This is a genomic window from Methylobacterium sp. CB376 (genome assembly GCF_029714205.1).
Classification (GTDB): Bacteria; Pseudomonadota; Alphaproteobacteria; order Rhizobiales; family Beijerinckiaceae; genus Methylobacterium.
Genome location: NZ_CP121648.1, coordinates 950,568 through 967,812 on the forward strand (window position 1 = coordinate 950,568; position 17,245 = coordinate 967,812).

General features: G+C 73.7%; 18 protein-coding genes and 2 pseudogenes. 12 read left to right on the plus strand and 8 right to left on the minus strand.

Annotated features, from left to right (window positions below):
- Nucleotides 1–249: 249 nt before the first annotated feature.
- On the minus strand, nt 250–705 hold the full coding sequence (locus QA634_RS04190) for a lysozyme inhibitor LprI family protein (RefSeq protein ID WP_012330808.1): 456 nt from the start codon (nt 703–705) through the stop codon (nt 250–252).
- A gap of 263 nt (nt 706–968) precedes the next feature.
- On the opposite strand from QA634_RS04190, the gene QA634_RS04195 reads away from it, so the two are divergent.
- Nucleotides 969–2,105, plus strand: coding sequence for an HD-GYP domain-containing protein (locus tag QA634_RS04195; protein ID WP_012330809.1), 1,137 nt, complete (start codon nt 969–971; stop codon nt 2,103–2,105).
- Between the two features lie 490 nt (nt 2,106–2,595).
- Here the strand turns inward: QA634_RS04195 and QA634_RS04200 are convergent, their stop codons facing one another.
- A complete protein-coding gene (locus QA634_RS04200; RefSeq protein ID WP_012330810.1) occupies nt 2,596–3,615 on the minus strand; it encodes a substrate-binding domain-containing protein in 1,020 nt (339 codons plus the stop codon).
- Nucleotides 3,616–3,681: 66 nt separating this feature from the next.
- Here QA634_RS04200 and QA634_RS04205 point away from each other — a divergent pair, with 66 nt between their 5' ends.
- From QA634_RS04205 to QA634_RS04230, 6 genes and pseudogenes are all read left to right on the plus strand, one after another.
- A complete protein-coding gene (locus QA634_RS04205) occupies nt 3,682–4,443 on the plus strand; it encodes a hypothetical protein (protein ID WP_012330811.1) in 762 nt (253 codons plus the stop codon).
- A gap of 31 nt (nt 4,444–4,474) precedes the next feature.
- A complete protein-coding gene (locus QA634_RS04210; protein ID WP_012330812.1) occupies nt 4,475–4,699 on the plus strand; it encodes a hypothetical protein in 225 nt (74 codons plus the stop codon).
- Nucleotides 4,700–4,778: 79 nt separating this feature from the next.
- Nucleotides 4,779–5,599, plus strand: a pseudogene (locus QA634_RS04215) (MFS transporter); the annotation flags it as partial.
- Nucleotides 5,600–5,996: 397 nt separating this feature from the next.
- A complete protein-coding gene (locus tag QA634_RS04220; protein ID WP_012330813.1) occupies nt 5,997–6,266 on the plus strand; it encodes a hypothetical protein in 270 nt (89 codons plus the stop codon).
- Nucleotides 6,267–6,335: 69 nt separating this feature from the next.
- On the plus strand, nt 6,336–7,196 hold the full coding sequence (locus tag QA634_RS04225) for a glucose 1-dehydrogenase (protein ID WP_012330814.1): 861 nt from the start codon (nt 6,336–6,338) through the stop codon (nt 7,194–7,196).
- A gap of 232 nt (nt 7,197–7,428) precedes the next feature.
- Nucleotides 7,429–7,965 (plus strand): hypothetical protein, encoded by a 537-nt coding sequence (locus tag QA634_RS04230; RefSeq protein WP_012330815.1) that lies wholly within the window; start codon nt 7,429–7,431, stop codon nt 7,963–7,965.
- Nucleotides 7,966–8,066: 101 nt separating this feature from the next.
- On the opposite strand, the gene QA634_RS04235 is transcribed toward QA634_RS04230, so the two are convergent.
- Nucleotides 8,067–8,333 carry a DUF6894 family protein gene (locus QA634_RS04235; RefSeq protein WP_012330816.1) on the minus strand — a complete coding sequence of 89 codons (267 nt, stop codon included), beginning with the start codon at nt 8,331–8,333 and terminating at the stop codon, nt 8,067–8,069.
- A gap of 235 nt (nt 8,334–8,568) precedes the next feature.
- Between QA634_RS04235 and QA634_RS04240 the strand changes: the two genes are divergently transcribed.
- Together QA634_RS04240 and eutC are read left to right on the plus strand one after the other, a co-directional pair.
- The gene (locus tag QA634_RS04240; RefSeq protein WP_012330817.1) at nt 8,569–9,948 is read left to right on the plus strand and encodes an ethanolamine ammonia-lyase subunit EutB; all 1,380 of its coding nucleotides are present in this window, start codon (nt 8,569–8,571) and stop codon (nt 9,946–9,948) included.
- 50 nt (nt 9,949–9,998) lie between these two features.
- The gene (eutC, locus tag QA634_RS04245) at nt 9,999–10,811 is read left to right on the plus strand and encodes an ethanolamine ammonia-lyase subunit EutC (protein WP_210161186.1); all 813 of its coding nucleotides are present in this window, start codon (nt 9,999–10,001) and stop codon (nt 10,809–10,811) included.
- Here eutC and QA634_RS04250 read toward each other — a convergent pair.
- Nucleotides 10,795–11,411 (minus strand): annotated as a pseudogene (locus tag QA634_RS04250) (YceI family protein). The gene eutC and the pseudogene QA634_RS04250 overlap by 17 nt on opposite strands.
- A gap of 101 nt (nt 11,412–11,512) precedes the next feature.
- On the opposite strand from QA634_RS04250, the gene ruvA reads away from it, so the two are divergent.
- The gene (ruvA, locus tag QA634_RS04255; RefSeq protein WP_012330819.1) at nt 11,513–12,130 is read left to right on the plus strand and encodes a Holliday junction branch migration protein RuvA; all 618 of its coding nucleotides are present in this window, start codon (nt 11,513–11,515) and stop codon (nt 12,128–12,130) included.
- Nucleotides 12,131–12,182: 52 nt separating this feature from the next.
- Here ruvA and QA634_RS04260 read toward each other — a convergent pair whose 3' ends face one another.
- Together QA634_RS04260 and QA634_RS04265 are read right to left on the minus strand one after the other, a co-directional pair.
- Entirely contained in the window at nt 12,183–13,544 is a 1,362-nt protein-coding gene (locus tag QA634_RS04260; protein ID WP_012330820.1) for an ATP-binding protein, read from the minus strand.
- A gap of 10 nt (nt 13,545–13,554) precedes the next feature.
- Nucleotides 13,555–14,280 carry a response regulator gene (locus QA634_RS04265; protein WP_012330821.1) on the minus strand — a complete coding sequence of 242 codons (726 nt, stop codon included), beginning with the start codon at nt 14,278–14,280 and terminating at the stop codon, nt 13,555–13,557.
- A gap of 203 nt (nt 14,281–14,483) precedes the next feature.
- Here QA634_RS04265 and QA634_RS04270 point away from each other — a divergent pair, with 203 nt between their 5' ends.
- Together QA634_RS04270 and QA634_RS04275 are read left to right on the plus strand one after the other, a co-directional pair.
- Nucleotides 14,484–14,807: an accessory factor UbiK family protein gene (locus QA634_RS04270; RefSeq protein ID WP_012330822.1), complete on the plus strand. Its 324-nt coding sequence runs from the start codon at nt 14,484–14,486 to the stop codon at nt 14,805–14,807.
- Between the two features lie 263 nt (nt 14,808–15,070).
- Entirely contained in the window at nt 15,071–15,574 is a 504-nt protein-coding gene (locus QA634_RS04275) for a YbjN domain-containing protein (protein WP_012330823.1), read from the plus strand.
- A gap of 66 nt (nt 15,575–15,640) precedes the next feature.
- Here the strand turns inward: QA634_RS04275 and QA634_RS04280 are convergent, their stop codons facing one another.
- On the minus strand, nt 15,641–16,702 hold the full coding sequence (locus tag QA634_RS04280) for a TonB family protein (protein ID WP_012330824.1): 1,062 nt from the start codon (nt 16,700–16,702) through the stop codon (nt 15,641–15,643).
- Between the two features lie 4 nt (nt 16,703–16,706).
- On the minus strand, nt 16,707–17,180 hold the full coding sequence (gene tolR / locus QA634_RS04285; protein ID WP_012330825.1) for a protein TolR: 474 nt from the start codon (nt 17,178–17,180) through the stop codon (nt 16,707–16,709).
- Nucleotides 17,181–17,245: the final 65 nt, after the last annotated feature.

Consider the following 17,245-nt stretch of genomic DNA (forward strand, 5'->3'; position numbering starts at 1 on the left):
GCAGCCGCCCTTGCACTGCACGCCGGCCTGGGCCGGAGCCGGGGCGATCGGGGGCACGAAGCCGCCGAGGGCGAGCAGGAACGCGATGGCGAGCGTGGTGAACAGGCGCATGGCAAGCCTCTTGGCGCTGAGCTCGCCGCGCGGGCGGCCGGAGGGGACCTCTCCCCTCGCCTCAGCCCCGGCGGCAACACCCACAGGCTACGCGCATTCCCCGCGCATGCCGGTGCGCTCCCGCACCGGCGCGGGCCGTCAGGTCCTGATCTCGTTGATCCGCGCCACGAGGTGCCGGATCTTGCAGGCCGAGGCGGCCTGCCCGGCATTCGAGCCGCCGTGAAGGTCGAAATCGTACAGGGCGTCGCAGTGCAGCCGGTCGTACTCCTCGAAGGCGGCCTGCGCGGCCAGGAAGGCCTTGCGCCACGCCTCGGCATCGGCCGCTCCCGCGAGGCTGCCGGGGCTCGGGGCGCGGCGCCCCACGGCGTCGATCGCGGCGAGCTTGCGCGCCACCTCCTCCTTCATCCGCGCCCGCAGCGCCTTGGCGGCGTCGTCGAGGCAGGCGCCCTTCTGGTACTCGGGCAGCTTCGGTGCGGCGCAGCGGCGGAAGATCGGGGCGGCCGACAGGGGATCTGCCGGCCCGTAGGGATCCTCGGCGGCCTGCCCCGCCGTGGCGGTCATCGTCAGGAGAACCAGGATCGTCGCGCCGCGCATGGATCGCCCCCGCTCGCGACCGAGCTTGACCGAAAATCCACGGCCCGCAACCGCCGACGCGCGCCCGTTCACAGGGGCGCGTCCGCGGGGCCGAGGACCTTGGGCTGCCCATTCATTACTCACGGTCATTCAACCATCCTTAAGACGATGACGTAAGGATTTCGGCAGCCAGAATCGGGCTCCGTCTCCCGCGCACCGAGAAGATTCGCTGAGAGCGGACCGGATGCACGGGCCGGAGCCCCTCAGAGAGCGAGCTGGAAGGAATGGACGTCCTTCTCGTCGATGACAGCGCCGCGATGCAGCTGGCGCTGCGCCGCCACTTCTCCGCCTACCCGGACCTCAGCGTCAGAGCGATGGCGGACGCGCGCAAGGCCCTGACCGAGGCGCGGATCCGCGCCTTCGACCTCATGCTCGTCGACTACCACATGCCGGGGATGGACGGGATCTGCTTCATCCGGAAGGTGCGGGAGATCCCGCATTACGCGCAGGTCCCGATCGTGATGATCACCAGCGACGTGACGGATGAGATCAAGCAGGCGGCGCTGGAGGCGGGCGCCACCGACTTCCTCGCCAAGCGCACCCGCGGCGTCGAGTTCACGGTGCGCCTGCGCAACTTCATCCGGCTCGCCTCCGCGGTGCGGCGGCTGGAGGACCGGGCGACCTGGCTGGCGGGCGAGGTCGAGCGGGCGCTGCGCCACACGCGCGAGCGCGAGGCGGAGATCATCTTCCGGCTCGCGCTCGCCGTCGAGTATCGCGACAACGACACCGGCGGCCACACCCTGCGGGTGGCGCGCTACAGCCAGATCATGGCCGCCGAGATGGGGCTCGACCCGGAATTCTGCCGGCAGCTCTACCTCGCCGCCCCGCTCCACGACGTCGGCAAGGTCGCGGTGCCGGACGGGATCCTGCTCAAGAAGGGCCGCCTCGACGAGAACGAGTTCGCGGTGATCCGCGACCACACGGTGATCGGCAAGCGCATCCTGGGCGACTCGTCGGGCGCGCTGATCCGGCTCGCGGCGGAGATCGCCGAGGCCCATCACGAGAAATGGGACGGCAGCGGTTACCCGAACGGCTGGGCCGGCGAGGCGATCCCGCTCTCGGCGCGCATCGTGGCGGTGGCGGACGTGTTCGACGCGCTCACCTCGGAGCGGCCCTACAAGGAGGCGATGCGCTTCGAGGAGGCTCGGGAGCGCATCCGGGAACTCGCCGGCAGCCATTTCGATCCGGCCTGCGTGGAGGCCTTCCTGCGCCGCTGGGACGACATCCGGGCGGTGACCGCGGCGGAGCGGGGCTCGGACCTGTACGCCATGGCGCACGGCACGGAGCCGTGGGAGCGCGTGCCCGAACTCCTGCGGGAGCTCGCGGAGGAGCCGCCCCCGAAGGCGGCCTCGCGCTCCTGATGCCAACGGCTCAGGATGCTGACGCATCGAGCCGTTGATCCAACTCGAATTTTCGATTTCAAGCCAAATGCTTGGCGAAAATTCGAGAGCAGCACCACCGGTCACTTTCAATGACCGGTGGTATGATACGCTGTCCGGACGATCACGTCCGGAACGCGGATGACGCGCCCGCGCGGCGCCTGAGCGACGCCGCCATCCGCATGGCCGACATGGGAGATGGCGAGGCCATCGATCGGATGTCGGATGATCCGGGATCCGCCGGATGGAAGCCTGATCCGGCACCGCCCTGCCCGGCGGTCCCGGCGCCCAGGCCCGCGTCCGGTGTGCAGCGGGAGCAGAACGATCGATGGCGATCGCGGCAGTGCGGCCGACGGCGGTGGTGCTCGCGCGTTCGTCGAGGAGGATCCAGGCCGGACAGGCCCGCGCCCGCGTCCACGGGCCGGGATTCCGGCGCCGTGAGCGGCCGGAACGCGAAAGGATGGTCCCCCCTTCAGTCGGGCGGCCGGTAGCCGGGCGTGGTCGCGGCGCGGGCGGCCGCCTCGGCCGCGACCCGGTCGAGGATGCTCCCGCGCAGCGAGGGGCTCGCGGCGAGGTAGTAGATCTCCCACCCCACGGACAGGAAGGTGAGACCGAAGCGCTCGGCCGCGGCCCGCGCCCCGAGGCCCGCATCCGCCGCGCCCGACGCGATCACCGCCGCCACGGCCTGATGCGTGAACTCCTCGACCGCGCAGCCCGCCAGGCGGTCGGGCGGGATTCCGTGTTCGGCGAGCAGGCGGTCGAACCAGCGCCGGGTCCCCGACCCCTTCTGGCGGTAGACGACGCGCACGCCCTCGGCGGCGAGGTCGGCCACCCTCCGGATGCCGAGCGGGTTGCCGGGCGCGAGCAGCAGCCCCTGCTCCCGCTCCATGAGCCGGAGGAGCACGAGGCCCGGATCGGCCGCCAGCGCCGCGAAGGGCGGACCGGCCTCGGCCGGGGCGAGCGGGCCGCAATGGAAGCCGGCCACGTCCGCCCGCCCGTCCGCGACGCGCGCCGCCGCCTCCTCGCTGCCCACCACCTCCACCTCGCCGGCCCGGAGGTCCCGCAGTACCGCCATCAGCAGCGGGTCGTGGCTCGCCGCGATCCGCAGCGGGCGCGGGCCACCGCCGATCAGGTCGCGCAGGCGCAGATCCAGGACGCGGGACTCGCGGGCGAGCGCCGGCTCCACGCCCGCGGCGGCGGCCGCCAGGGCGTCCCGCAGGGCCGAACCGGCGGGGGTCAGGACGGAGCCGTGCCCCCGCGTCTTCTGCACCAGGGAATGCCCGAACCCGGCCTCGAGCGCGCGCAGCCGGTCCCAGGCGGCCCGGTAGGACAGGCCGAGCTCCGCCGCGAGGCCCTGCACGGAGCCGCTGCGCGCGATCGCGTCGAGCAGCGCGGCCGCATCCGCGACCGCCATCGCGCGGGTCCCGAGCCGGATCATGCCCCCGAGGGCGAGCGTCACCGTCAGCGCCGGGCCTTCGGAAGCGTCATGCATATTGAGACCGCCAGAACGGTGGTATACTGCCGATGCGCCCGGCGACGGGCGGCGCTGCGGACCGTGATGCCGGTGTCAAACGCGATCCCTCCCTCGCTCGATCAGGCCGCGGCGCCCGGGCCGTCATCCTTCGCAGCATCGCGGCGGGGTGGCCAGATCCGGGCGATTTCGTATGGCGGGGCCCCGGCGGAGGCGGGGCGGGACTCCTCGCGGCTGCCCTGCGGCTGGGTGCTCGACGGGGGCCTTCGCCTGTTCCGGGGGGACGGGGCGCGGGTCGGCCGCTCGGCGGCGGCGCTCAAGCTCCTCCTCGCCCTGGCCGTGACCGCGGAGGAGGACGGCTCGGCCCTGCTCTCCTGCGCGCAGCTCGCCGCTCTGGCGGGGCTCACGCAATCGCTGATCGTCTCGGGCAAGCGCCTCCTCGCGGATTACGGCCTCGTGCGCGTCGAGGCCGAGGGCCGGCGGACCCGCCTCGCCCTGACGCGCTACGGGCCGGACCATAGGGCCGCCCGCATCCGCCACGATCCCGCCTATCGGGCCAACCCGGCGGCCGAGATCCGGGGCCTGCGCGCCCTCTCCTGCCGCCGGAGCGGCCATCTCGACGCGCTCAAGCTCTACATCCTGCTCTGCGCCCTCGCGGGCGAGGAGGGCGCCCGCGAGGGCGCGCAGGGCGGTCCGGTCGCCCTGCCGGCCGGCCTCGCGGCGGACCTCCTGAACCTGACGATCCTGCGGCTCTCGGCGGCCCTCGCCCTGCTCCGGGACCAGGGGCTCGCGGAGCTCGGGGACGCGCGACCGGACACGCTCCTCGCGCGCCCGCTGCCGCTGCCGTGAGCCGGAGTCGCGCGGGCCCGGGAGGCCGGTCGTGATCGCGTCCGAGCGGCGGCTGCTGCGCCACCTCGCGCGGGCGGAGGGCTGGGTCGGCCTCGCGGACCTGAAGCGCCAGCGCCTCCTCGACGACGGCACCGGTCTCCTGGTACCCAATTTAATGGCGCGCGGCCTCGTGGATTACCGGGCGGACAGCCAGGATTTGCGCCTCACCGCGGCCGGCCGCGCGGCCGCCGCGGCGGCGTCCCCGGGCAGGGGCTGAGGACTGCCCCCGGGCGGGGCGAGCGCGCGACGGGCACAGGCCGGGCAAAGATCCGGCGCGAAGGAGGGGAGACGACCTGATGGATGCCGAGCTTGCCGAGTCGCCGCGCCCGGGCGCGGCGCCGGGCCCGCCGTCGCGGGAGGCCATCGTCGCGCGGGCGGGATTCAACCGCTGGCTCGTGCCGCCGGCGGCGCTCGCGATCCACCTCTGCATCGGCATGTCCTACGGGCTGTCGGTGTTCTGGCTGCCGCTGTCGCGGGCGCTGAGCACCGGCCGGCCCCGGCGGCCTGCCCGGAGATGAGCCTGCTCGGCGCCCTCGTCACCACCACCTGCGACTGGCGCGTCAGCGACCTCGTGGTGGTGTTCTCGATCGGCATCGTGATGCTCGGCCTCTCGGCGGCCCTGTTCGGGGGCTGGCTGGAGCGGGCGGGCCCGCGCAAGGCGGGGCTCGTCGCGGCCCTGTGCTGGGGCGGCGGCTTCCTGATCGGCGCGCTCGGGGTCGCTCTGCACCAGCTCTGGCTGATCTGGCTCGGCATGGGCGTCATCGGCGGGATCGGCCTCGGCCTCGGCTACATCTCGCCGGTCTCGACCCTGGTGAAGTGGTTCCCCGACCGGCGCGGCATGGCGACCGGCATGGCGATCATGGGGTTCGGGGGCGGGGCGATGATCGGCTCGCCCCTCGCCGACCTGCTCATCACCCGCTTCAAGGGCCCGGGCGAGGCCGGGGTCTGGCAGACGCTCGCGATCATGGGCGCGGGCTACCTGCTCATCATGACGGCGGGCGCCTTCGGCTACCGGGTGCCGCCGCACGGCTGGATGCCGGAGGGCTTCGCCCCGCCCGCCGCCCTGGCCTGGCTCGCGGTCGGGCTGCCGAACGCCTGGGGGGTCTGGATCACCCTGGGAAAGGCGCTGATCCTGTTCCGCTGAGCCTCACGCGCCGACGCACCTCAGCATGAGGAAGGGCGTGAGCGCCATCACGGTCCGGCCTCATGGCCTGCCATTCTGGTGGACGCAGGCCAAATTGGACGAATGCCAAATTGGACGGATGCCAAGCAGGCCCTCGATCTCGTGGAAATCCTTGAATTCCGGCGAAATGGCCGCGCCGGACATCGAAAGGGGCTCCGCCTCTCGGGAGGGGCCGGGCCACCGGTCGACGCCGACGCGGCAGAGCCCGGGCTCCGGCCCGCGCCGGCCCGGGCGCCCCTGCGGAACAGCGCCGGCCCCGGTCCGTTGGTCCGGCAGCATCCCCGCGGCGATCCCGGCGGGGACCCCGATTCCGGACCGAGGAGATTCCGCCATGCGCGCCCGCGCGGTCGGCCTTGTGCTCGCCCCCCTCCTGCTCGCGGCCGGTGCGGCGCTCGCGCAGCCGTCGGGGCCCTTCTTCGACGAGGACGGCCCCGCCGTCACCGGCAGCCTGCGGGGGGAACCCGGCTGGGGCTACTACCCGCCCCGCACGGGTCCGCGCGTCTGCCAGAAATGGTGCGAGGCCGACCTCGTGCCCTGCGACCCGCCGAACTTCAAGATCGCCGACGGCCGCTGCCGGCCGAATTCCGGCGGGCGGTTCTGAAGCCTGCATCCCCGGCCGCGGCCCGCCCGCCGCGGGCCCTCCCGCGTCGCGTCAGGAGCTGACCCCGCAATGATCGATTTCCCGAAGCCGCCCTTCAGCCGCCAGAAGCCGATCCCGATGCCCGGCCGCGACGCCGAGATGGATCCGAGGCCCGATTACGGCGAGGGCCACTATCGCGGCTCGGGCCGGCTGGCGGACCGCAAGGCCATCATCACCGGGGCGGATAGCGGGATCGGCAAGGCCGTGGCCCTCGCCTTCGCCCGCGAGGGCGCCGACGTGCTGATCAGCTACTACGACGAGCACGACGACGCCCGCGAGGCGGCGCGGCTCGTCGAGGAGGCCGGCCGCAAGGCGGTGCTGGTGCCGGGCGACATCAAGGACCCGGCCCATTGCCGGGCGATCGTCGAGAAGGCGGTGGCGGCCTTCGGCCGGGTCGACGTGCTCGTCAACAACGCCGCCCATCAGGCGACCGTGCAATCGGTCGAGGACCTCAGCGACGAGGAATGGGACGTCACCTTCCGCACCAACATCCACGCGATGTTCTACCTCGTGAAGGCGGCCCTTCCCCACATGCGGCCGGGCAGCGCGATCGTGAACACGACCTCGATCAACGCCGACACGCCGAGCCCGCAGCTCCTCGCCTACGCGACGACCAAGGGCGCGATCCAGAACTTCACCGGCGGCCTGGCCCAGCTCCTGGCCGAGAGGAACATCCGGGTGAATTGCGTCGCCCCCGGCCCGGTCTGGACGCCGCTGATTCCCTCGACGATGCCCAGGGAGAAGTTCGAGCAGTTCGGCAAGCAGGTGCCGATGCAGCGGCCGGCCCAGCCCTGCGAGCTCGCGCCGATCTACGTCATGCTGGCGGCCGAGGAGGCGAGCTACGTCTCGGGCGCCACGGTCGCCGTCACGGGCGGCAAGCCGCTGATCTGACCGCGGGAGGCGGCCCGTCGACAAGTCTCTCCGAGCCGCCGGGACGCCTCACGACTTGTGAGGAATTTGGCCTCTACCTCATCTGGATGATGACAGCCGGGGATGGATGCGGCGTCATCTGAGGGTTGCAACGAGAGTTCGTCGCGGGCGCGGCCCGATCAGGCGAACCGGCGGCGGGACCGCGCTCGCGACGGGCGCGGATCCGGCCGGCACCCACAGGAGAGGACACCCGATGCGCCTGATCCGCCTCGCTCCGCTCGCGCTGCTCGCGACCGCCCTCGCCGCCCCGGCCGGCGCCGAGGACCTGCCCCGGGAAGCGAGCTTCCGCATCACCTACACCTCCACCAACCCGGTCCCGGGCAAGCCGGTCCAGCTCGGGCCGACCCGCAGCCACGCGGTCGGCGTGAGCATCATGGCGGCGGTGAACCAATCCGGCGGCAAGCTCCTCCACAACATGGCCGGGCGCTGCAGCAGCAGCGCGATGTTCGACAGCGATGCCAAGACGTTCGAGAACCAGGGCTACTGCGACTACGTCGATGCCGACGGCGACCACGTCTACGAGCGCTACGCCTTCGCGCCGCAGCCGATGAGCGCGCGGCTGAAGGGGACCGGCGAGTGGATCGGCGGCACCGGCAAGTTCACGGGCCTGTCGGGCAGCTTCGACATCCAGGCGAGCCGCCTCTCGCCCCTCGCCGAGGGCGTCGCCCAGAGCGTGGGCGAGAAGACCGGCACCTACGTGATCCGGGACAAGGTCGCGGACGCCAAGTAGCGGACTCAAGCAGCGCTCCCCCGAGGAGCGCACCCCTTCCGATACGCGAAGCGGCGCCGCATCGCTGCGGCGCCGCTTCGCGCGCGCTCAGGCGCGCAGGATCAGGACAGCAGGCCCCGCGCGTTCGCCGCCTCGGCCCGCGCGATGCTGCCGAGGGCGAGGCGCATCACGGTCTGGCCGGTCTCGTCGCGCACCTTCAGGGCGAGGTCGGCGGCCTGCCCGCAGGGGAGCGGGCCGCTCGCGCAGGAGCGCAGGGCCAGCATCGCCTCGGCATGCGCCGCCCGCACGTCCGCCAGGACGACCCCGACATCGTCCCGGGCGTCGAAACCCTCGGCTTCCAGGTCGAAGAAGTAGCGGTGCACGGCCATCCCCCAATTCGCGCTGCCATGGAAGCCCGGAGCGGCGGCCCTTCGCCTTCACACAGGCTGACCTGCGCTGCGATGCAAGAGCCGTTCCGCGGCGCATCAATTGCTTAGGTAGCACGGCCGGGCGCCTCGGCGAGGGGCAGATAACCCCATCTTACCCGCGCCCAGTGAACCGCCCCGGCACCTCGCGGGCGCGGCCCTTTGCGGTAAGGTGGGGTTCGGCAGGAGGAGATCCCGGATGGTCTATCGCCACGTCGTCGGCCCTCGGACCTGGCTGTTCGCCGACCTCGCCGAGCTGATGGCGAAGGCGAGCCCGATCCGCTCCGGCGACCGCCTCGCCGGCCTCGCGGCGGGGAGCGCCGAGGAGAGCGTGGCGGCCCGCTGGTGCCTCGCCGAGGTGCCGCTCGCCGACCTGATGAACCGCCCGCTGATCCCCTACGAGGCGGACGACGTCACGCGCCTCATCCTCGACAGCCACGACGCGGCGGCCTTCGCGGCGATCGCCCACCTGACCGTCGGGGATTTCCGCGAGTTCCTGCTCACGGCGGACGCGGCCGCGCTGGCGCGGATCGCCCCCGGCATCACGCCGGAGATCGCCGCGGCGGTGTCGAAGATCATGCGCAACCAGGACCTGATCCTGGTCGCCCGCAAGTGCCGGGTGGTCACGCGCTTCCGCAACACGATCGGCCTGCCCGGCACCATGGCGGTGCGCCTCCAGCCCAACCACCCGGGCGACGATCCGGCCGGCATCACCGCGGCGATCCTCGACGGGCTCGCCTATGGCTGCGGCGACGCGGTGATCGGCATCAACCCGGTCTCGGATTCGGTGCAGGCGATCAGCCGCCTGCTCCACCTCCTCGACGACCTCATCGCCCGCCTGGAGATCCCGACCCAGGGCTGCGTGCTCACCCACGTCACCACGACCCTGGAGGCGATTCGGCGGGGCGTGCCGGTCGACCTCGTCTTCCAGTCGATCGCCGGCACGCAGGCGGCGAATGCCTCCTTCGGCGTCACCCTGCCGCTGCTTGCCGAGGCACGGGAGGCGGCGCTCTCGCTCAAGCGGGGCACGCTCGGCGAGGACGTGATGTATTTCGAGACCGGCCAGGGCTCCGCCCTCTCGGCCGACGCCCATCACGGCATCGACCAGCAGACCCTGGAGGCGCGGGCCTACGCGGTGGCGCGCGCCTTCCGGCCGCTCCTCGTCAACACGGTGGTGGGCTTCATCGGGCCCGAATACCTCTACGACGGCAAGGAGATCATCCGGGCCGGGCTGGAGGATCACTTCTGCGGCAAGCTGATGGGCGTGCCGCTCGGCTGCGACGTCTGCTACACGAACCACGCCGAGGCCGACCAGGACGACATGGACACGCTCCTGACCCTGCTCGGCGCGGCGGGCGTGAGCTACGTCATGGGCGTGCCGGGGGCCGACGACGTGATGCTGAACTACCAATCGACGTCGTTCCACGACCAGCTCTACCTGCGCGAGGTGCTCGGCCTGAAGCGGGCGCCGGAATTCGCCGCCTGGCTCGCGCGGATCGGGCTGACGGACGCGGCCGGGGCGCTCCTGCCCGGGGGCGCCAGGCCGCTCCTCGCCGCCGCCCCGGGGCTCGCCGCGTGAGCGCCGACGAGACCGTGCGCCCCGCGCAGGCCAAGCCCCCGGAGGAGGCCCTGACCGCGGAGGAGGCCCTGACCGCGGAGGAGGCCCTGACCCCGGAGGAGGCCTGGGGCCGGCTCAAGGCCCTCACCCCCGCCCGGATCGGGCTCGGCCGCGCCGGTTCCGGCCTGCCGACCCGGGAGGTGCTCGCCTTCGCGCTCGCCCACGCGCAGGCGCGCGACGCGGTCCACGCGCCCCTCGACGCGGCGGCCCTGCGCGCCGGGATCGAGGGGCTGGGGCTGCCGGTGCTGGCGATCGCCTCGCGGGCGCCCGACCGCGCCACCTACCTGCGCCGGCCGGATCTCGGGCGACAGCCCGACCCGGAGGGCCTCGCGCGGCTCGCCGCCGCGGCCGGGGATCCGGTCGACCTCGCGATCGTGGTGGCGGACGGGCTCTCGGCCCGGGCGGTGCACGAGGGGGCGGTGCCGCTCCTCGCCGCCCTCGCCCCGGCCATCGCCGGCTCGGGCTGGAGCCTCGCGCCGATCGTGCTGGCCGAGCAGGCCCGGGTCGCGCTCGGCGACGCGGTCGGCGCGGCGCTCAGGGCCAGGGCCGTCGCGGTGCTGATCGGCGAGCGGCCCGGCCTCTCCTCCCCGGACAGTCTCGGGATCTACCTCACCCTCGATCCCCGCCCCGGCCGCACCGATGCGGAGCGCAACTGCCTCTCGAATGTCCGCGCCGCCGGCCTGAGGCCGGACCTCGCCGCCTTCAAGCTGCACTGGCTCCTCGGCGAGGCGTTCCGGCGCGGGCTCACCGGCGTGGCCCTCAAGGACGAGAGCGACCGGCTCCTCGGGAGCGACGCCGCCGCCCCGCTCACGGCGCCGCCTTGAACTCCCTTCGAGCCGCAGGCTCACCTCGTCGCCGAGGGCCGGAAGGAAGGCCGTCATGCCGAATTCGGAGCGGCGGAGCACCGCCCGCCCGTCGAACCCCACCGTGTAGGTCTTGTCGACCGGGTGGATGCCGGCTTGGTTGAAGGTCACGTCGAGGACGATGGGCTTCGTCGTGCCCCGCAGGGTGAGGTCGCCCGTCACCCGCGCGGTGGTGGGGCCGGTCGGCTCCACGGCCCGGCTCTCGAAGGTGGCGGTCGGGAACCGCTCCGCGTCGAAGAAGTCCGGCCCGCGCAGGTGGGCGTTCAGCGCCTCGTGAAGCGCGTTCACGCTCGCGGTCGCGACCCGCACGCTGAGCCGGCTCTGGGCGGGCGCCTTCGGGTCGAGGCTGAGATCCCCGGCCACGTCGGTGATCTGGCCGTAATAGGTCGAGTAGCCGAGATGGCTCAGCGACCACGTGATCTTGCCGTGGGCGGCGTCGAGCCGGTAGTGCCCCGCCCGCACCTGGGTCGGGTCGGCGGAGGGCGGCGCGACGGCCTCCTCGGCCGCCGCCGGCAGCGCGAGCGCGACGAGGAGGCAGGCGAGCACGGTCGCACGCTTCATGCGGTCACCTTGTGGGTTCGGGCGGGGTCGCCGATATGGCCCGGATCCCATCCCACGAACAGGCCGGCGGCTCAAGGACGGGCCGCCCCCAACGGAACCCCATGATCGGCAAGCTGAAGGGTGTGGTCGATTCCTACGGCGAGGATTTCGTGATCCTCGACGTGCACGGCGTCGGCTACGAGGTACATTGCTCGGCGCGCACGCTGCAGCGGCTGCCGCCGGCCGGCGAGGCGACGGACCTCGCCATCGAGACGGTGGTCCGCGAGGACATGATCCGGCTCTACGGCTTCCGGTCGGACGCGGAGCGGGAATGGTTCCGCCTGCTCCAGACCGTGCAGGGGGTCGGCACCCGGGTGGCGCTCGGCCTGCTCTCGGTGCTGGAGCCGGCCGAGCTCGCCACCGCCATCGCCACCGGCGACAAGGGCGCGGTCGCCCGCGCCCCGGGCGTCGGGCCGCGGCTCGCCGCCCGCCTGGTCGCCGAATTGAAGGACAAGGCGCCGGCCTTCGCCCCGGTCGATCCGGCGCTCGTGCGCCTCGCGGGCGCGGTCGAGGCGCGCACCGCGCCCCAGCCGGTGGCGGACGCGATCTCCGCCCTCGTCAATCTCGGCTACCCGCAGGCCCAGGCCTCGGCCGCCGTCGCGGCGGCCCTCCAGAGCGCGGGGGCCGAGGCGGAGGCCAAGACGCTGATCCGCCTCGGCCTGCGCGAACTCGCCCGGTAGCCGCCGTCGCGGGCCCGCCCGGACACGACAAGCCTCGCGGGGGGAGCCGGAATCAGGCCGCCTGCGCCGGCGCCTGCCGGGGCACGCCGGCCGCGGCGCGGGGGAGTTCCAGGCGCGCGGCGAGGCCCCGCGGGCTGCGATTGGCGAGGGTCAGGCGCCCGCCGTGGGATTGCGCGATCGCGTGCGCGATCGCCAGGCCGAGGCCGAAGCCGCCGGCCTCGTTGAGGGTGCGCGCCCGGTCGCCGCGCACGAAGGGCTCCAGCATCGCGGCCTGCTCCTCCTCCGGGATGCCCGGCCCCTCGTCCAGCACCTCCACGGCCACGGCCTGCGGCCCCGCCGGGACGAGGCGCACGGTCGCCCCGCCGCCGTACTTCACCGCGTTGTCGACGAGGTTCGTGAGCGCCCGCTGCAATTCGTCGGGGGCGCCCTTGACCAGGCTCGGCCGGAGCCCCTCCGCCCGCACCTCCTGGCCCACATCCGCGAAGCCGTCGCAGACCGTCTGCACCACCGAGGCGAGGTCGACGAGGGCGAGCCCCTCCCGGCTGCGCCCGTCGCGCACGAAGGAGAGCGCCGCCTCCACCAGCGCGTTCATCTGGTCGAGGTCGCGCAGGAACTGCGCCCGCAGGGTCTCGTCCTCCAGGAACTCGGCGCGCAGGCGCAGCCGGGTGATCGGCGTGCGCAGGTCGTGGCTGATCGCCGCCAGCATGTGGGTGCGGTCGTCGACCAGGCGCTTGACCCGGGCGCGCATGCGGTCGAGGGCCCGCGACACCGCCAGCACCTCCTCGGGACCCGCCTGCGGCAGGGGCGCGAGGTCCATGTCGGTCCCGAAGGCCTCCGCGGCGCCGGCGAGGCGCTGGAGCGGGGCGGCGAGCGCCCGCGCGGCCCAGACCGACAGCAGGGTGAGGCTGAGCGCCAGGAAGACCAGGGTGGCGATGATCGCCCCGGTGAGCGGCGTGCGCCGCTCGTAGCGGGGCGGCAGGTCGGCCGCGGCCACGAGGCCGCGGCCGCGGATCACGAGCTGGCGCGGGCGGTCGTCCCCGGGGGCGATGCGCCCGACGCTCTCGACCCGCCACGCCTCCCCGAGGGCGCGCTGCAATTCCTCGGCCTCGGTGCTGTCGTGCGTCCGCGCCGGGGCGGCCTCGTCCGGCAGCACGGCCAGGCGCAGGCCGGTCGGGCCGCGGCCGGCCGCCTGCGCGATGGCGGGCCGCTCGCCCGGGCTCGCCGCGGCGAGCATCCGCACCACCAGGGCGAGGCGGTTCGCCAGCGCCCCCGGATGCTCCTCCAGCCGCCGCAGCTCGGGCCGCATCAGCAGGAAGGCCACCATCAGCACCACGTGCGTGACCACGATGGCGGCGACGACCAGGATGGCGATCTGCCCGGCGATGCGCCGGGTGAGGCGCACGGGCTCGCTCACGGCCGCCCCCTCACGCCCGCACCACGTCGGGCGTGAAGACGTAGCCGCCCGAGCGGATGGTCTTGATCATCTCCGGGTTGCGCGGGTCGCGCTCGATCTTCTGACGGATGCGGCTCACCAGCACGTCGATGCTGCGCTCGAAGGGGCCCGGCGCGCGGCCCTGGGTCAGGTCGAGGAGCTGGTCGCGGGAGAGCACCCGGCCCGGGCGCAGGCACATGGCGTGCAGGAGGTCGAACTCCGCCGCGGTGAGCGCCACCTGGGCGCCGTCCGGGTTGAGGAGTTGGCGCAGGCCGGCGTCGAGCACGAAGCCCGCGAAGGAGAGCCGGCGCACCTCCTCGTCCCGGACCGCGCCGCCGTTGGCGCCGCCCCGGCGCAGCACCGCCCGGATGCGGGCGAGGAGTTCGCGCGGGTTGAAGGGCTTAGCGAGGTAATCGTCCGCCCCGAGTTCGAGCCCGACGATGCGGTCGATCTCCTCGCTCTTGGCGGTGAGCATCAGGATCGGCACGGACGAGTGCGCCCGCAGGCGCCGGCAGACCGAGAGCCCGTCCTCCCCCGGCAGCATCAGGTCGAGGACGATGAGGTCGACCCGCGAATCGGCCAGCAGCCTGTCCATCTCGCGGGCGTCGCCCGCGAGGGAGACGCGCAGGTCGTTGCCGCGCAGGTAGCGGGCGACGAGCTGGCTGATCTCGCGGTCGTCCTCGACGAGGAGAATATGCGGCGTGCTGGTCACGCCCACCTTATGCCCGAGGCGGATCCCGGCTTGAAGCAGCGGAATTGCGTCGGAATGTTTCTGCGGCCGGCACCGGACACAGAGCGAAAGGATCGGCCCGCCGAGCGGGCGATTCGGCCCGCCAAGCGGGCGATTCGGCCCGGGCGGATTGCGGGGCGGGCCGGTTTGTCCCATCTGCCGGGGACGGCCCGCGAGCCCAGGAGATCACCGTGCAGTCCCAGAACCGCTTGCTCGACGATTTCGCCCGCCTGATGACCGACGCCGCCGGGGCGGCCCAGGGCGTCCGCCGCGAGGCCGAATCGGTGGTGCGCGCTCAAGTTGAGCGCTTCCTGCGCGACATGGACGTGGCCTCCCGCGAGGAGGTCGAGGTGCTGCGCGACCTCTTGACGGCCCTGCGCGGGCAGAACGACGCGCTCGCCGCCCGCGTGGCGGTGCTGGAGGCGAGGGCCGGGATCGGCGCCGCCGAGGCGCCCTCCGCCGGCTCCTCCGCCGATCCCTCCACCAAGCCCCCCGGCGCCGCGCCCACCGCGTGAGCCCGGCTTATTCACAGAAAGCTTCGGTGGATGGCGTCGTGACGCCCCGCCTCCCCCGGAGTTTTCGCTTTGAGTCTGCCGAGTCCGCCGGGCTATAGTGGCCTCACGCCTGATTCGCCGTCGCCAAGGGGAGACAAGTCGGCCGTTAAGCTCATCGCCTGCGGGCCAATACGTGCCGGGGATGCGATCTGCTTTCACCTCGACGTCGCTGTCCGCGTCCCGTGACGCCCCTCCCGCTCGGACGAGCCAAGAACCGGATCGCCATGACCCAATTGCACATCGTCGACCTTGAGCGCGCCGAGCACCCGCTCGATGTCGTCGAACGCCTCGCCTCGCTGCGCGACTGGATCTTCGACCGGGCCGAGACCGACGAGATGTCGGTGGCGGTGGCGGGCAAGTGGGCGGAGTACCACGTGGCCTATACGTGGATCGAGGACGTGGAGGCGCTGCACGTCGCCTGCGCCTTCGACCTCAAGGTCCCGCCCCGGCGCCGGTCGGAGGTGCTGCAGCTGGTCTCGATGGTCAACGAGCAGCTCTGGGTCGGGCATTTCGACCTCTGGAGCGGCGAGGACGTGGTGATGTACCGCCACGCCCTGCTCCTCACCGGCGGCGCCGAGCCGACGCACCGCCAGTGCGAGATGATGCTCAAGACGGCCATCGACGCTTGCGAGCGCTACTTCCAGGCCTTCCAGTTCGTGGTCTGGGCCGGCAAGACCGGCCGCGAGGCCCTCGACGCCGTGCTGTTCGAGACCGAGGGCGAGGCCTGAGGCGGGCCCGCCGCCCGGACCATCGATGCTTCGGTCGGACGCGCCGGAACCCGAAAGATCCTCGCCCTACCGGAAGGCCAGCGGCACCGAGAAGCTCTGCTGGGCCACGCTCACGCCGGCCGGCGCGGCCGGGACCGCGCTGCCCGGGGCCGCCGCCGCCAGGGCGGCGGCGTCGAGGCTGCTGTTGCCGCTGCTGCTCATCAGCGACGCGCCGACGATCCGGCCCGCGCGCGAGACCGTGAAGCGGATCGTCACCGTGCCGGTGCCGGCCCCGGCCCGCGCCCGGGCCTGGATCGCCCCGCGGATCTGCGCCCCCCAGGCGCGGAGCGCGCCCGGATCCGAGGCCGCCGCGGCCGCCTGCCCGCCCATCGGCACCCGCGCGCTGGTCGCGGCCGCCCGCTGACGGCGCTCCGGCTCGGTGGCGCGCTCGGCGGCCCGGGGCCGGGGCGCCTCGCGGGTCACCTCCCGGATCGGCTTCGGCGGCGGCTTGCGCGCCTGCTCGACGGGCTTCGGCGTCTCCACCGGTCTGGCCACGGGTTTCGGGGGCACCGGCTTGGGCGGTACCGGCTTGGGCGGCACCGGCTTGGGCGGCATCGGCGGCTCGACCGGGCGCGCCACCACGGCGGGCGTGGCCGGGGCGAGCGGCGCCTGCTCGTTCGTCGAGGTGATGACCTGCTCCTCGGGCGGCTGCACCGCCTGGACCGCCTCCGGGGGCCGCGCCTCGGTCACCGCCTCGGGCGGCGGCGCCTCGGTCACGGCCTCGGCGGGCGCGGCCTCGGTCATCGGCTGGGGTGCCGCGAGCGCGGTCTCCGGCGGGGTCACCGCCTGGATCTCGGGCGGCGCCTCGGCCGTCGGGGGTTCGGCGGGCGGCTCGACGGGCTTCTGCTCCGCCGGCAGGTCGGCCGGGGGCGGCGTCGTCACGACGTCGTTGGCCTCGGTCGGCACCTCGACGGGCGCGGGACTCGGGGCGAGGTCGATGGTGATCTCGCTCTCGCCGGGCGGCGCCCCGCCGCGCCACGCCATCATCGCGCCGAGCGCCCCCGCGTGCAGGGCGAGCGCCACCAGGAAGGCGAGGGCGAGGCCGGGACCCGGCTCGTCGGGTCCCCGCGTGGTCGCGTGGCTGCTCATGCGGCTACCGGGCGGCGGGCGCCGGAGCGGCCGCCAGGGGAGCCCCGTTGGGGGCGTTGGCGATCAGCGAGACCTTGGCGAAGCCCGCCTGGCCGACGAGGCCCATCACCTCCATGACCTTGCCGTAGGGCACGTCCTTGTCGCCGCGCACCAGCACGGTCTGGCCGGGATCCTCGGCGGCGGCGGCCCTCAGCCGGGCGAGCGCCCCCTCGGGCGGCAGCGGCTCCTTGGCCAGGAAGGCGTTGCCGTCCTTGTCGACCGAGACCACCACCGGCTTCTTGGGCTCGGAGGTCCTGGCGGCGGCGGTCTTGGGCAGCTGCACCGGCACGCCGACCGTCATCAGGGGGGCGGCCACCATGAAGATGATCAGCAGCACCAGCATCACGTCGACCATCGGCGTGACGTTGATCTCGGAGAGCGGGGCGGCCTCGAAGCCGTCCTCGTCGGCGGCGCCGGACTGGAGCGGGCCCATGCCCATGGGGCGGCCTCCCTACTCTGCGGCGCTGCGGGCGGCGTGGGGGCCGCGGTCGCGGGCGAGCCGGT